Origin of the sequence: Streptomyces sp. NPDC016459 (assembly GCF_040632845.1) — a bacterium.
Taxonomy (GTDB): Bacteria; Actinomycetota; Actinomycetes; order Streptomycetales; family Streptomycetaceae; genus Streptomyces.
Map to the genome: position 1 here is coordinate 1 of NZ_JBEYCR010000032.1, position 13,544 is coordinate 13,544.

Annotated in this window: 12 protein-coding genes and 4 pseudogenes; 9 read left to right on the forward strand and 7 right to left on the reverse strand. The window is 67.0% G+C overall.

The window, feature by feature from the left end:
• Window positions 1–24 precede the first annotated feature (24 nt).
• Window positions 25–435 (forward strand): annotated as a pseudogene (locus tag ABZ567_RS31965) (transposase); the annotation flags it as partial.
• 61 nt (window positions 436–496) lie between these two features.
• Here ABZ567_RS31965 and ABZ567_RS31970 read toward each other — a convergent pair.
• From ABZ567_RS31970 to ABZ567_RS31985, 4 genes and pseudogenes are all read right to left on the reverse strand, one after another.
• Window positions 497–781 carry a hypothetical protein gene (locus ABZ567_RS31970; RefSeq protein ID WP_360796868.1) on the reverse strand — a complete coding sequence of 95 codons (285 nt, stop codon included), beginning with the start codon at window positions 779–781 and terminating at the stop codon, window positions 497–499.
• A gap of 4 nt (window positions 782–785) precedes the next feature.
• A complete protein-coding gene (locus ABZ567_RS31975) occupies window positions 786–1,298 on the reverse strand; it encodes a hypothetical protein (protein ID WP_360796871.1) in 513 nt (170 codons plus the stop codon).
• Window positions 1,299–1,856: 558 nt separating this feature from the next.
• A complete protein-coding gene (locus ABZ567_RS31980) occupies window positions 1,857–2,030 on the reverse strand; it encodes a hypothetical protein (RefSeq protein ID WP_360796873.1) in 174 nt (57 codons plus the stop codon).
• A 350-nt stretch (window positions 2,031–2,380) separates the two neighbouring features.
• Window positions 2,381–2,503: pseudogene (locus ABZ567_RS31985) on the reverse strand (HNH endonuclease); the annotation flags it as partial.
• A gap of 314 nt (window positions 2,504–2,817) precedes the next feature.
• Here ABZ567_RS31985 and ABZ567_RS31990 point away from each other — a divergent pair.
• Window positions 2,818–3,564, forward strand: a complete 747-nt coding sequence (locus tag ABZ567_RS31990; protein ID WP_360796876.1) for a VWA domain-containing protein — start codon at window positions 2,818–2,820, stop codon at window positions 3,562–3,564.
• Between the two features lie 107 nt (window positions 3,565–3,671).
• Entirely contained in the window at window positions 3,672–4,436 is a 765-nt protein-coding gene (locus ABZ567_RS31995) for an IS5 family transposase (protein ID WP_360796879.1), read from the forward strand.
• A 490-nt stretch (window positions 4,437–4,926) separates the two neighbouring features.
• Here ABZ567_RS31995 and ABZ567_RS32000 read toward each other — a convergent pair whose 3' ends face one another.
• The gene (locus ABZ567_RS32000; protein WP_360796882.1) at window positions 4,927–5,115 is read right to left on the reverse strand and encodes a hypothetical protein; all 189 of its coding nucleotides are present in this window, start codon (window positions 5,113–5,115) and stop codon (window positions 4,927–4,929) included.
• A 479-nt stretch (window positions 5,116–5,594) separates the two neighbouring features.
• Between ABZ567_RS32000 and ABZ567_RS32005 the strand changes: the two genes are divergently transcribed.
• Window positions 5,595–6,071 (forward strand): hypothetical protein, encoded by a 477-nt coding sequence (locus ABZ567_RS32005; RefSeq protein ID WP_360796885.1) that lies wholly within the window; start codon window positions 5,595–5,597, stop codon window positions 6,069–6,071.
• 89 nt (window positions 6,072–6,160) lie between these two features.
• On the opposite strand, the gene ABZ567_RS32010 is transcribed toward ABZ567_RS32005, so the two are convergent.
• Window positions 6,161–6,568, reverse strand: a complete 408-nt coding sequence (locus ABZ567_RS32010) for a peptidase inhibitor family I36 protein (RefSeq protein ID WP_360796888.1) — start codon at window positions 6,566–6,568, stop codon at window positions 6,161–6,163.
• A 969-nt stretch (window positions 6,569–7,537) separates the two neighbouring features.
• Here ABZ567_RS32010 and ABZ567_RS32015 point away from each other — a divergent pair.
• Together ABZ567_RS32015 and ABZ567_RS32020 are read left to right on the forward strand one after the other, a co-directional pair.
• On the forward strand, window positions 7,538–7,780 hold the full coding sequence (locus tag ABZ567_RS32015) for a hypothetical protein (RefSeq protein ID WP_360796891.1): 243 nt from the start codon (window positions 7,538–7,540) through the stop codon (window positions 7,778–7,780).
• Window positions 7,781–7,902: 122 nt separating this feature from the next.
• Window positions 7,903–8,034: a hypothetical protein gene (locus ABZ567_RS32020; RefSeq protein ID WP_302898910.1), complete on the forward strand. Its 132-nt coding sequence runs from the start codon at window positions 7,903–7,905 to the stop codon at window positions 8,032–8,034.
• A 1-nt stretch (window position 8,035) separates the two neighbouring features.
• On the opposite strand, the pseudogene ABZ567_RS32025 reads toward ABZ567_RS32020, so the two are convergent.
• Window positions 8,036–8,211 (reverse strand): annotated as a pseudogene (locus ABZ567_RS32025) (DUF6207 family protein).
• 359 nt (window positions 8,212–8,570) lie between these two features.
• Here ABZ567_RS32025 and ABZ567_RS32030 point away from each other — a divergent pair.
• The 3 genes and pseudogenes from ABZ567_RS32030 to ABZ567_RS32040 form a co-directional block, all read left to right on the forward strand.
• Window positions 8,571–9,468, forward strand: a pseudogene (locus ABZ567_RS32030) (helicase associated domain-containing protein); the annotation flags it as partial.
• A gap of 646 nt (window positions 9,469–10,114) precedes the next feature.
• The gene (locus ABZ567_RS32035; RefSeq protein WP_360796894.1) at window positions 10,115–11,962 is read left to right on the forward strand and encodes a hypothetical protein; all 1,848 of its coding nucleotides are present in this window, start codon (window positions 10,115–10,117) and stop codon (window positions 11,960–11,962) included.
• Window positions 11,963–12,529: 567 nt separating this feature from the next.
• The gene (locus tag ABZ567_RS32040; RefSeq protein ID WP_360796897.1) at window positions 12,530–13,453 is read left to right on the forward strand and encodes a hypothetical protein; all 924 of its coding nucleotides are present in this window, start codon (window positions 12,530–12,532) and stop codon (window positions 13,451–13,453) included.
• Window positions 13,454–13,544: the final 91 nt, after the last annotated feature.

The following is a 13,544-nucleotide window of genomic DNA, read 5'->3' on the forward strand; positions in this document are numbered from 1 at the left end:
CGGCAGACCCGCGCGGAATGGGCTCTGATCGAACCGCTGCTTCCCCTGTCGGCCTGCCAGACCAAGTTCCGCGGTCGGCCGGAGAAGTGGCACCGACGCGATCCGCCACCTGGTCGACAACGGCGTCAAGCGGCGGGCTCCTGCCAGCTGACTAGCCGCCCTGCCAGACCGTCTACGACCACTTCGCCGCCTGGTGCCGTCGCGGCGTCATCGTCTTCCTCCGTGACCAACTCCGTCGGCAGATCCGCCCCGGCCAGGGGCGATCCCCGTTGGCCCGTGACGGTGACCGTCGACTCACAGTCGGTCAAGAATGCTGAAACCGTCTCCAAAACCACCCGCGGCTTCGACGCCGGTAAGAAGATCAGCGGACGCAAGAGACACATCGCCGTCGACACCCTCGGCCTGCCCGTGATGATCACGGTGAAACCCGCCGACCGGACCGACCGCGACGCGGGCGGTTGTACCGCTCGTACGAGGGCTCGATACTGACGTCGTTCTACTTCGTGTCGAGCTCCTCGACCAGAGCCGAGGAAAAGATTGTCCCAGCAAGCCAGGCGTCTTTGTCTGGACCCTGTTCCGGAACGATCAGGCGCCGTCGGATCCAGGGCTCCTGCTGATCCGGCAGCTCAATCTCCGCTTCCACCCAAATCCCTTCGTCATTCTCGGAAAATGAGAGACGAGAGAGCCTGGAGCCACGCCCTATGAGTTCGGAGGTCAGACCATCGAATACCTCGGTACGGAACTCCTCAAGGTACTGTTGGTACGTAATGATCATCGACACACTATCAGCATCCACAACCGTAATAGTAGGCCGTGATGATGCCGACAGGGCGGCGATCCCCAGACCGGGAGTCCACACGCTCGGTGAACACAACCTTCATTCCGCCCGCACGAGGGTTGGAGAAGGAGTTGCTCCTCAGGTTGCACGTGGTCTTACTGCCGGACGCCGCGCACACGCCACGATCCAGTGTCTTGTCGATGTCCCGCTTCATGTTCGTCCAGCTCGAGATCTCATCAGAGTGGCCCGACTCAATGTGCCGCTTGCCGAACCCATCCACGCTTCCAGCGTCCTTCTGCCCCACTCGGAGGGGCAAGTCTTCGCCGTCAGGACCGAAGTGACTGGAGTACACCTTCCAGTCGATGGGGTTGGGATTCGTAGCGGCCTGGGCAGGTACCGTCTCTGCTCCGAACAAACACAAGGCGGCCACAACAACTACCGCTGTAGTACGACATCGTGAAAAGGCGAGCATCCGTTTCCCCGAATCTGCCGCTGAAACCGTCGGCTTCAGGTCAGTCACCGACGGCTGCTTCGCTCTCATGCTCGATGCCGGACTACCAAAGGGTCAACGACCAGCACTGACCGGAGGGCTGATTGCACTCGTCCGGGCGGTCGGAGAGCCAGGGTCGGCATGAGCCGCACCGGACCCGGACTCGATGCGGCTCGCGTTCCTGAGCCCGCCAGACTGCCCAGGGTCGGAGCGCTACGCCGCTCCGACAGAGGACGTTTTTCAGCGCTGCCCTTCCTGTGACGGCGCCTTGCCAACTCAGCCGGCTTGCTGGCACATGCCGCGGACCTTGTCCTGTGGTTGCTCTGCGAACTGATCGCTACGTCCGGACGCCCCGGGCCGGGAGCAGCCTTGGGAGCGTCATCACACGAGTCCTGTGACGTTCGTCGTCGTTGCACGACTGAGTCGGGGCCCTTGCGGGCCGGTGTTCGGCCGTTGCTGGGACGGTGCCGGTGATGAGGTCGTAACCGCATTCGTCGCAGGGCGCCGAGCGATCCGTAGGGTGCGCCAGGGCGGCACGTGATGGCCTGCCTTTACGGACTCACCCCTTCGTGACCTGTGGGGCCGGGCTCACCAGGCTGGCGGGAAGAGCCGGTGGTACCACTCGTGCGGGTACTCAATACCGTCCCACCAGATCACGGCACGGACGGGCTCCACCACGAACGCGTCGTCGGCCGCGCCCGGGTGGGCGCGGGTGAGGTGCTCACAAACCACCTCGCGCAGGGAGTCCGCAGGGCCGTCCAAGGGGCCGGCGGGGCCCGTACGCCAGCACACCAAGCAGCGGGCCGCTGCACGAACGCGGCGTGGTCGAGAGCAAAGAGGGTCACGTCCCGCCCCGACGAGCCGGGCACCGGTGAGAAACGCGCTGTGGCCCCGCACCGAGGTACGGGGCCCCACAGGAAGTGCACCAACGACCAGTCGGCTCACCACCCCCGTTCACCGTGGCGGGCAGCGGCCGCCGAACCGGTGCTACGGGCCGGTGATGACCCGGACGAACGACAGGTGGGGCACGCGGTCTTGACGGAGTCCGCCTGAGGCGAGGGGCTCTATCCTCGCCTCTCCTGGCCTAGCTTGTGGTCCGCAGCTGCGGACGGTTACGGGGCCGGGGTGTAATGGACGACGGTGGTCTCGCACGGTCCGCCGGCGTAGACGTTGATCGCGTCGATCTCGCTCTGGTCGGCGGCAAGGCCCCAGCGGAGCTTGGTCGCGGTCCACTCGACGCCGTGCACCGTTTCTACACCACCGTCGTGGTCCACCTGGATGCTCCGACAGCACGGCGAGCACCGTCCAAGGAGCGCGCGGCGGCGGGATGATGCCTGGGGCGCAGACGGCAGCAACGCCATCCTGCGCCCTGACGCGAGACCGTCCTCTTGCACAGGCCCGCACCCGGCCTGAGTTCTGCAAGGGGACGCTTGCGTACCCCGGCTCCATCCCGCCCGTTACTCCCCGGTCAATCAAGCCAAGCGCACTCTAGGCAGCTCCATAGGCAGACGCTGCCCTGCTCCGAAGCTCAGGGCACCACCATGGAGGAGTGATCCCGACGAACAGCAGCGAGCGCGCCACGGCCATCAGTCTGACCAAGGTGCAGGAGAGAGCACCTGATCTGGTCAGTCTGTACAAGGCGGCGGGTACCAGCGTGCGCACGCATGGGCTGCAGGACGTGCAGGCGGCGGTATATCTCGTGCTGGACCGCTCCGGGTCGATGCGGCCCTACTACCGAAACGGCACCATGCAGCACCTGGCTGAGCAGGTTCTGTCGCTGTCGGCCCACCTCGATGACGACGGCACCGTTCCCGTGGTGTTCTTCTCCACTGACGTCGACGGATCCACGGACCTGACGCTCAGCGGATACCGCGGCCGAATCAACAAACTGCACGAAAACCTCGGTCACATGGGACGCACCAACTATCACTGGGCCATGGACGAGGTCATCGACCACTACATGGAATCCGGCAGCCATTCCCCCGCCCTGGTCATCTTCCAGACCGATGGCGGCCCCACCAGCAAGTTCGCTGCCGAACGCTACCTGTGCAAGGCCGCTCGCCTTCCCTTGTTCTGGCAGTTCATCGGTTTCGGCGACCCCGACGACAACGAGTTCGCATTCCTGCGCAGGATGGACACTCTCGCCGTCCCGGCCCGCCGCATCGTCGATAATGCAGGTTACTTCCACGCCGGCCGCACCCCGCAAACCATCCCAAACCACCAACTCTTCGACCAGCTACTGCAAGAATTCCCGGCCTGGCTGGCCGCCGCCCGCACCGCCGGCATCCTGCAGTGAGCCTTTTTCAACCTGTTCCTGGTGCGGGGCAGTTGGGCTGACAACGTGGTGAAGCCCCTGGTAGATGGGTTTTCGACCAAGAGAACCGTCTCCACCAGAGGCTTCACGTGCTTGTCTACCCGTCGGGCATCGACGTGTCCAGCTCCGCCCTCCGCTTCCTCGAGCAGCAGCTGCGGCGCCACCGCCGCACGATCGGCTCCCATTGGCGGCGCCTGAGCGCCGGCCGCCAGGCCCTGCTCACCCTCGCCCATCTGCGGGTGGGACACACGTATGCCCAGCTCGCGGCCGGGTTCGGAGTCGGCACCACTACGGCCTACCGTTATGCCACCGAGGCTGTCGACCTCCCGGCCGCTCTCGCCCCCGGCCTGACCGACGCGGTGCGGACCGCGTCGGCGAAGGCGTATCTCCTCCTGGACGGCACGCTCCTGCCGATCGACCGCATCGCCGCGGACCAGCCGTTCTACTCCGGCAAGCACAAGAGACACGGGATGAACGTGCAGGTCATCGCCGACCCCTTCGGCCGACTGCTGTGGGCATCACCGGCCTTGCCCGGCGCCGTCCATGACATCCGCGCGGCCCGCGAACACGGCATCATCGACGCCCTCGCCGAGGCCGGCATCCCGTGCTGGGCCGACAAGGGATACCGAGGTGCCGGCGGCACGGTCCGCATCCCGTGCTGGGGACGCTGGGAAACCCTCTCCGCAGGCCAGCAGGCGGTGAACCGGTCCCACGCAAAGATCCGAGCCCTGGTCGAGCAGGCCGTCGCCACCCTCAAGTCCTGGCGGCTCCTCCGCAAACTGCGGTGCTCGACCACACGGATCACCAGCCTTGTCCAGGCCGTCCTCACCCTGCATCTGACCAGCTCAGGGTGAGGATGGAAAAGGCTCAATGACTCAAGGGGCAGTGCTCTGACGCGGGCTTCTCCACTTCAGGCGAAGTAAAAAGCAGTCTCATATCGCGTAGCTGTCGTTCCCTGCACCCGATTCCTGCGCGTCGAAAAGACGGGTCGCACCATGCGGAGCAGCCCATGCGGTGAGTATGCGGGCCAGTTCTCCTCTTCGTGCTGAGCCCAGGCGTGTGCTGGCTTATGCCGTAAGGCCATTGCGGGCAAGAGGATGGTCCTTGACCACGATCGTGGTCAAGGACCATCCTCTTGATTTAGCGGAACACGTGCACGAGCTTGCTCCGCACTTGACGGCTGGCCAGTTCTCCCAGAGCTGCCGGGACCTCGTCGGGGGCGAGAGCTTTCTGGACAGCAAAAGCACTCTTAGCCGGACCTACGATCACTCGACGAACCGGATTGGAAAACCTACTCAGCGTTTCGTCGCCCCGCCCGCGTTGCCGCAAACGGGGCGGGGCGGGCTAGCCCACGCCATAGTTCCATTCACCGTCGTTGCACTGCGCGCCAAAGGAGCTGAACCCTCCGTCAGGCACCGTTTCGACATAGTCACCGTTGCCGTACCAGCTGCAGCTTTCCCCCGCCGAAGCCGCGGGTGCCGCTGTAAGGATTGCGCCAAGAGCGAAGAGAAGCGCTGCGAGGTACTTCGTCACGTTGTTCTCCTAACTGATCTGCATGTGGTCAAGCGCGCCGCAGAGGGGGGACCTCCAAAGCATGCGGAAACGCACTCAGGGGAGCGCGTGCCCAGGTCCGTGAACGGCATTCGAAGTAAGCCATCTATTCAACCGATTGGAGGAGGGATTCGATCACTCGTGCCCTCGAACAGGCCCCTCTAGGCACTGTTCGGCGGATCATTAACTCTTCTGCGATGTGCCGTCGTTGTGGCAGTGAGCCACCTGGCGATATGCCGCCTCATGACAGCCGCCAGGTCGCGAAATACCATCCCCCGTCAGGCGCAAGCTACAGCCACAGACCGACCACCAGCAGGAACATGGCTTTCCTGGCCTCCGCTAACTGCCACGCCCACACTGACACGAAGCCGACACATCGCAGCCGGTGGGTGGTGAGCCGGGCCTGGGTCATGGAGCACACAGGTGCGTCGGCGCCGACCGTGGCCGCTGGTACGCCCAGCGTGAGCAGTACCCCGCAGAGCGCCGGTTCCCGGATGGGCCCCGTCAGTCAGGACGATGGCGATTCCGTTGCCACCTGCCCCGCAGGCACCAAGGCCGTCAACGGCGGCTTCGTCTCCGATGTCTTCGCCTACCGCCCGGCGGTGAGGGGTTGGCAGAACGTCCACCTCAGCCACGCGTTCACCACGCTCGGGGACACCCGCCTCGCCCACGTCAGTCAGGAGCGCGCCCTGGAGCTGTCCGCGCCGACCAGCACCATGACGCGCACCCTGCTGAAGATCGACGCGGCAACGTGCTCTCATCACGACGGCGACACCGAGCAGGCGTGCCGCCGTACGGTCGGCGCCCTGACGGCACTGCTGGCGGACTATCGCACCGGCCTGGTCCGCCGCCGCGCCCTGGACCAGTACGAAGCGATCCCCGCCCAGCACCACCACGAACGCGCCGTACAGGAACTACGCGACGTCGTGGCCGGCTGACAACGACGGCTTCCGCAGCGGGCGGGCCGGTCCCACTGCGGTGACAGCAGTCGCCCTCCCCGGGGCCGCTCGATCGGTGCGGCTGTCGGCTATCCGATGGTGTAAGGGAGGAACTGGACGGAGGAGGCCACGTCGTTGAAGCCGTTGCCCCGGTTGAAGCTGATGGATTCGCCGGGCAGGAGCGTCACGGGCACTCCCTTGAAGTCGTATTCGGGGTAGATCCGGACGAGGAAGCGGCTGTTGTTGACGGCGGAGCTGGTGACATCGTTGAAGTTGTAGTCGTCGAGGTGGGTGATGTCCTCGGTGGTTCGAAGGATGCGGGCGTTTGTGGGGACGTTGTAGTCCCAGTTGTCGTAGAGGCAGACGTAGTTGCGGGTGCATGCGTCGCGGCCCTGGCCTCGGATGATCGAGGCGTCGGCGGAGGCGGGGGCGGCTGCCGTCAGCATGGCGGCGGCGGTGAGCGCGATGCTTGCCGCGAGGCGGACTGGAGTCTGCATGGTCAGCGTCATCCTGCTTTCCGGTAGTGGAGGGGGCGGCGGGCCGACGGCAGCACTGATGCGGCGCGTACGCGAGGGGCCAACACGGCACGCGTACGTTCCGGCGAAGTGGGAGAGCCAACGACACCTGCGACCCGCGAAGTCATAACCAGCATTCCGGCGACCGAGAGTAGCGGCAATACTACTAATGGTAGTCATTGGTGAATTGAGACAACGTCACGCCGACGCGGTCGCCGGCTCTACGCCCCCTCACGCCTTGCCAGCCCTGCCACGCCGGCAGTCCTCCCGGCAGCTGACCACCGAACAGTAAGCAAAGATTCCCCCCGCCGTGGTGCCCGATCCAGCCTCAACGAGGCCTTCCACTACCGCGGGGGACCCTTTCCCGCCCCCGCTCGTCACCTCGTGCACAAGCGCCCAGCTACGCGAGCGACCCTCCCTCAACCAACGGGTCCGCATGAGTGGCAGGAAAGTGATCGCCCGATCGGATGGTTGGCGCGTTGAGGCGTGTCACGAGGGTGGAGCGGGACAGGTTTGCGGGCGTCCCATTCGTCCTTTGCGAAGGAGCACATCATGCGTGTACGCCGGTCCATGACCGTGGCCGCCACCAGGGCTGCCGCCTGCCCGAGCCGTCGGCGGTGGCGCCGTACGGCTGTCGCTGCGGCCGCAGTGTGTGCCGCGCTGAGTGGTGTGCTGGGTACTGCGACATCCGCAGCGGCTGAGGTGTACGGCGGCACCGGGGAAGTCCGCAACGCCAGCACCGGCCGCCACATCGGAACCTACGGCAACGGCGGTCTGGTTCTTGCTGCGTTCACCGATGCGAACTGGACGGACTCGTCCGACAGGAGCTGGAATTTCACTCCGCGCGAGCACGGCAGGTACTACAGCATCCAGAGCACCACCAAGGGAACGTGCTGGACCCGCAGCCCGAGGCCGGCAGCCGGTGGCGACTGGGAACGGTACGGTCCATGGGTGGTCACCCTGTCGCCGTGCAGCCCGAACGCCACGAACCAGCACTTCCAGCTGCGGTCGGGGTCCTACCCGGCGCCGGGCGGGACGGTCTCCATCCACCCCCGGGACGACATCTCCACCATCCTGAGGCAGACCAGCACCCCCCTCGGTGACGGCGGCACCTGGAACGCACTGACCCTGGAGAACCCCCAGCACACCAACGACGAGCTCTGGACGGTACCCGTCACTCCCAACGTTTGGTGATCCCCTACACCTCCGGCACGTCCTGCGGCATCGAGGCAACGCCGACTCCAGCCGTGACAGGTATGCGCCGCCCCTCATCAGAGGCGTCAGCAGAGCAGCAGCAAGGCCCCTGGCCGGCCGGCGTGCGTAACCACGTCGACGTCGCCCGCGACAGCGCCGGACGCTGGCGGCACCCGGCCCGCCCCCGCCGCATCCGCGCGGACGTCGACGTCCAGGAGGTGCCGCTGTTCGGCGAAGGCGACACCTTGCCTTGAGTTAGGACCGGGCCGTGGTCGGCTCCATGGTCGGGTCGGCCACGGCGGCTGCCGTGAGCTGCTGGCGCAGGCCCAGGTAGCAGCGCAGCCGTACGCCGGGCTGACCTGGGTCACGCGTCGTATGTTCGGTGTCGCCGTTGCCCACCGTTCGGCGAGCTCCTGTTGGAAGGCGAGCACCGTGGCGTCGTCCGCGGCGTAGCAGAAGGCGCTGCTGTGGCGGACGAGGACCTCGTTGTCGGGCCAGTGCTTGCGGGCGCGGGCGAGGATGCGCTCGGTCCATCAGCACGAGACGCTTCCCGCGGTGCGCGGCTTGTCGAGCAGCGTGAGACCGGTTGTTCAGGAGGGCCGACCCGGGCGCACCTTGCTGCGCCTTCGCCTCCCGTGGGAGGGATCAGGGGCTTGCGGAGAAGCAATGTGCGCACTGTCCGGCCTCGCCCCGGCAGGTCAGCGCGCCGGTCGTCCGCGCGCTCACCCTGTGCAGTTCCCGACGGATGGTGGCCGTCAGGGGGTGGTGAGCATGGGCAGGGAGGACAGGTCACGAGATCACCGGCGTGCACGCCATTCCCTACGACGTCGAGGTCGAAAATGGGGGTCACGAAGTCGTTTCCACTTGGCCGATGGGTGCATCAGCAGCGGAAATCCCTGCGGGCGGGTGAGCTGGAGGAGCGGCGCAAGACGCTGCTGGACGTCCCGGAGGCCGGGATGGTGTGGGAGCCGGGCGAGGAAGCCTGGGAGAACAAGCTCGCCGCGCTCCGGTCCTACCGGCGGGCCATGGGACACCTCGCGCCCCGTCAGGACGCAGTGTGGGGCGAAGGCGAGGCGATGGTACCCATCGGCCAGCACATGGCCAACCTCCGCCGGAAAGGCGGTCTCGGGAAGGACACGGAGCGAGCTGCCGTACGCGCGCAGCAGCTGGCCGCAGTCGACGAGGACTGGAACTGCCCCTGGCCGCTGGACTGGCAACGCCACTGCCGCGTCCTCACCGACCTCGTCGACGCCGACGGCCACCTGCCCTCCATCGCACCCGGCGTACTCATGGACGGCGACGACATCGGACGATGGCTCCAGCAGCAGCGCAAGTCGGGTACCTGGAAGCTGCTGTCGACCGAGCAGCAGGACCGGCTGTCCCGACTGGGCATCAAGCCGCTTGAGGCGCCATCTGCCGTCCCAGCGGCCGCGCGTGCGACGAAGGGCCCGAGCAAGGCGCAGGCAGCGTTCCAACGCGGCCTTGCAGCCCTCACGCAGTGGGTCGAGCGGGAAGGTGCGGACCGGCCCGTACCCCGCGGCCACAGCGAACAGATCACCGTCGACGGCCAGGGCGAGCCGGTGACCGTCAAGCTGGGCGTATGGATCACCAACACCAAGTCGAGGCGAGACAAGCTCATGGCGGAGCAGCGCGCCGCCCTCGCCGCGCTGGGGATGCACTGGGCGTAACGTCTCCGGCTGGTTGAACCAAACTGCAGGAGGCCCTGGGACACTGCGGTCGATCCCAGGGCCTTCTGCGTGATGTGGCGTGTCTTGTTGCTGGTGGGGGCGTTGCCCTCAGAGGACATGGCGTCAAGACAAGCGGGAGCGAGCGGTGGGCTACTACGGCGGAGGCGGCCCTGACTGGGCGATGATCGGCGCGCGGCGGCGGGCGGAGCAGGAAGCTTCGGAGGCTCGTTCGGGCGCGGCACAGTGGAGGGAGAGGGCGGAGGCATTGGCCGCACTGGTCTACGAGACGGCTGACCGCGTCTGTCCAACCCATGAGGCAGGAAACTGCCAGTGTCGCAAGTGCTGGGAGGCCCGCGTCGATCAGATCTTTGGTGGTGGTGCTGTGCCCCGGCCTGGCACAGGTGCCAATGGTGGTGCTGGCCCGGCAGGTCAGTTCTGGGACCTTGTCAACAAGATCTCCCGTGAGGCTGAGGAGCGGCGCAAGCCGTCCTAGGCGGGTTTCGGAGCTTGGGCGGCCGTTGGCCGCCCCTTCGCGGCGCTGGTGCCGGTTCGCTGACGCTGGCCTGGGACGGCACGTCACCCGGACGGCTGCGTGTCGTTACCCGCTACGAGCGCTGAAGCGCTGTCGAGCTGCGGGAGGCACCGGGTGGTCACACTCAATATTGAGTGCATGTTGTTTGAGGTCGACGGGGTGGTGCACGAGGTGAGGCTCGATGCCCCGCTGCCCGTGCTGACGGGAGTGACCCGGTCGGGCAAGAGCACAGCGCTGGAGGCTGTGTGGTGGACGCTGGCGGTGGAGAACGCGAAGCTGATGGCGGCCGCGGCGATGTGCGGTCGCGTCGGGTTCGTCGCCCGGATCGGCGGGGACCGGTGGCGGATCACCCGCAGCACGGCGGACCGGAAGGAAGACGTGTCCTTCGCCCGCGGCCCGCTGAACGCCGAGGAGCTTCATCCGGTCAAGCGCAGCGACTCCCGCAGGTCGGCCGCCGATGTCTTCCAGGACCTCATCGGCATTCCCCGGCTGGGCGCGGGGCGTACGCGCGTGACGTTGGACCTGCTGGTTCCGTGGCTCTACGCGCGCCAGCGTGACCTGCCGAACGACTATCTCGGTCGGCAGAGCAGGGAGCAGCGGATCGCGGTAGGGCGGGTGCTGCTGGGAGCCGATGACGAGACGGTCGACGCGCTGCGCCAGGAGTCCGGCGACAAGAAGAAGCAGTGGCGGTCGGCGAAGAACCGTGTGGAGCGGATTCTGCGTGACCGCCAGGAACGTGACCTGCCGTCAGTCGAGGACCTCCAGCGCCGCGGCGCGCAGTGGACCGCGCAGCACGAGGAGGGGGCCCTCACCGCGCAGAAGGCCGGGGCGAATCTGAGCAGTCTGCACACTCGCCTTGCCGCGCTCCAGGAGAAGTCGTCCGTGGCGGAGGAGGCTCGGCGGGCCGCGCGCGTGGCCGCCGATGACCGGGAACGTACGGCACGGCAGCTGGAGGCGGCTGCGGGCGAGGCTAGGGGGCGGCTGGCCGGGTTGCGGGAGGCCGCCACCGAACCGAGCCTGTGTCCCACGTGTGTACGGGCGCTCGACCTGACGGGCCTGTCGGAGGACGACTGTCCCACGTGCCGGCGGTTCGACCCCAGGCGTCAGCAGCGTGCCGAGGAGTTCAAGCAGCGGATGTCCCGGGCGCAGCAGGCCGCTGAGCAGGCACGGGACTCGGCTCGCCGTGCGGCGCAGGCGGCTGACGAAGCTCGTGGCCGGGTCAGTGATGCCGAGCGGGTCGTCTTGGAGGCGGCGGCCGCGGCGCGAGCGTTTGCTCAGGATGTGATCGAGCCCCAGCAGCAGATCGTGGTGGAGGCCGAGGCGGCGGTGCGTGAACTGGCCGCGCGGCTGGAGCAGAACGCCGAGCACCTGCGCGAGGTTGCGGAGCTGACGGAACTGCGGGAGCGGCTCCCTTTGCTGGAGAAGGACAAGGCGGCAGCCGAGTCCGCCTACACCGCCGCCCGACAAGACACCGATCTGATGGTGAAGCAGGGAACCGACCGGTGGTCGCGCCACGCGCTGCGCCGGATGCAGGCGTGTGACCCGGAGATCAACACGGTCTCCATCAGCCCGGAGGACTTCTCCGTCACCATCAATGGGAACACGTTCGACGCGCGGGTCGTCGCCGGGCACGGGATGACCCGCACCAATGTCAGTGTCCTGCTGGCTCTGCGCGATGCCGCCCGGGAAGTACCGGCGATGCCGGTGCCGCAGTTCCTGATCGTGGACGGCCCGTTCACCGGTCTGGGCGACGGGCCGGAGGACCAGCGGACCGGCAACGCGCTCCTCGACGGCCTCACCGACCTCGCCACCTTCGAAGACCCCTCAGGCGCTGGGGGGCAGGTCATCATCGCCTGCAACGAACTGAGGGGCACTCCGGGACCGGCTGTCCGCGAGATCCGCACCAACCTGGCAGATGGGGTGATCCCGGGTCTGCCCTCGCGAGAGACCACCACGGCGTAAGCGCCAGTGCCGGGATGACGAGCGGCAAGCCGGAAGCCTGGGCAAGCCGCACGCGCGGGTGGCTTGCCCAGCCTCCCTTCAGGCTTGCCAGGCCGCCGGCTCCCACATCTGGCGGCACGCCCGGTGCCCGCAGTGGAAGCACCGGCCGCCACCGGGCGTGCTGCGGGCCACGATGGTGCCGACGGCGTTCCGGAAGAGCCGGGTGAAGCCGACGATGTGCGCCGCGTGTATCGGGAGGTCCTGCCGTCTTGCCGAGCATGACCTCTAGCGCGACCCGGGCCGGTGAAGCTCCTTCTCGGCTGCTTCTCACACGGCCTGTGTTCGGCCTCCTCTGGACTGTGGCCGTCGGGTGGGTTTGTCGTCCGTCCCTCGCGGTGGCGCGGGGACTTCGGTGACCGTTCCGCCCGCCGGGCCGGACGCAGGACAGCCCGCTCCGCAGCGAAAGCGCGCCCGGCAGCTGCCTACTCCGGGCCGGGGGCGCGCAGCGGGTTTTCGTGACCGCAGTCCCAGCAGCTCACGCTCTCGGGGAGGTTCTCATGTCCGACCTTCCCTATACCGTCTGTTCGCATGGACGGACAATTGGCCCCCGGCCCCCACGACGAGAACCAGCGGGTGAGCATCTCGCCCTGGCCGCAGATGAAGCTGGCCCGAGCAACGCAACACCTCACGGATCTCGACGCCCGCATCCGGCTCTGGCTCACCAGCCAGCCGGTCACCATCGAGGCGAAGGTGTCCGACGACCGCCGCCGACTGGAACTGCGTCTGCGGGTCCACACGCCACCGCCTGTGCTGGAGTGGTCCCTGATCCTCGGCGACGGCCTGCATGCCCTGCGCAGTGCCCTCGATGCCTGCGTGTGGGAGCTGGCGCACAGCAACGGCGCGGCCCCGCCCCAACCGCGCCAGCTGGGCTTCCCCGTCTGTAGGACACGGTCCGAATGGGGCAGGGCGCGCCAGCGCTACCTGCAGACCGTCCCCGACGCGTTTGCGGATCGCATTGAGATGTACCAGCCGTACCACTCCGACGATGGCATGCACCCTCTGGCCTACCTGTCCGATCTGGACAACTGCGACAAGCACCGGTCGAGCATCACGGTGTCAGCCAGAACTGACCAGATCCAACAGAACCTTCAGGTGGCCATGGAACGGGACGCTGGCGGCCCCCCTGAAGTCACCTGGTACTTCGTCGATGTCGAGGACAACGCCCTGGTTGGGGAAATGACCTACCCCGAACGGATCGCGACAGTCACCAACAACAACGCGGTAGGGGTCGAGGTCGGCATTGAGACGGAGCAGGGAAGGCAGCCACTCGGCTTGGCTGGCTTCCTGAGGGCGGACGTCGAGAATTCGCTCAGCTACATCTTGCACGGACCCCAGCCAGAGCCGGAACCAGACGGCGGCGTGGACGGGGAGGGGGCCGAATGGGTCCCCATGAACTTCGTCCCCAGCCAGGATGGACGCTCTGTTCGATTCGTTCCCGAACAGGGTTCCTAACGAGTTGGTGCGTGATAGTGGGTGAGGCGTGTTTGACCTGCTCATGGCCTGTTCTCAGGCGGTGGTGCAGCGGTCAGATATGAGGTTGGCG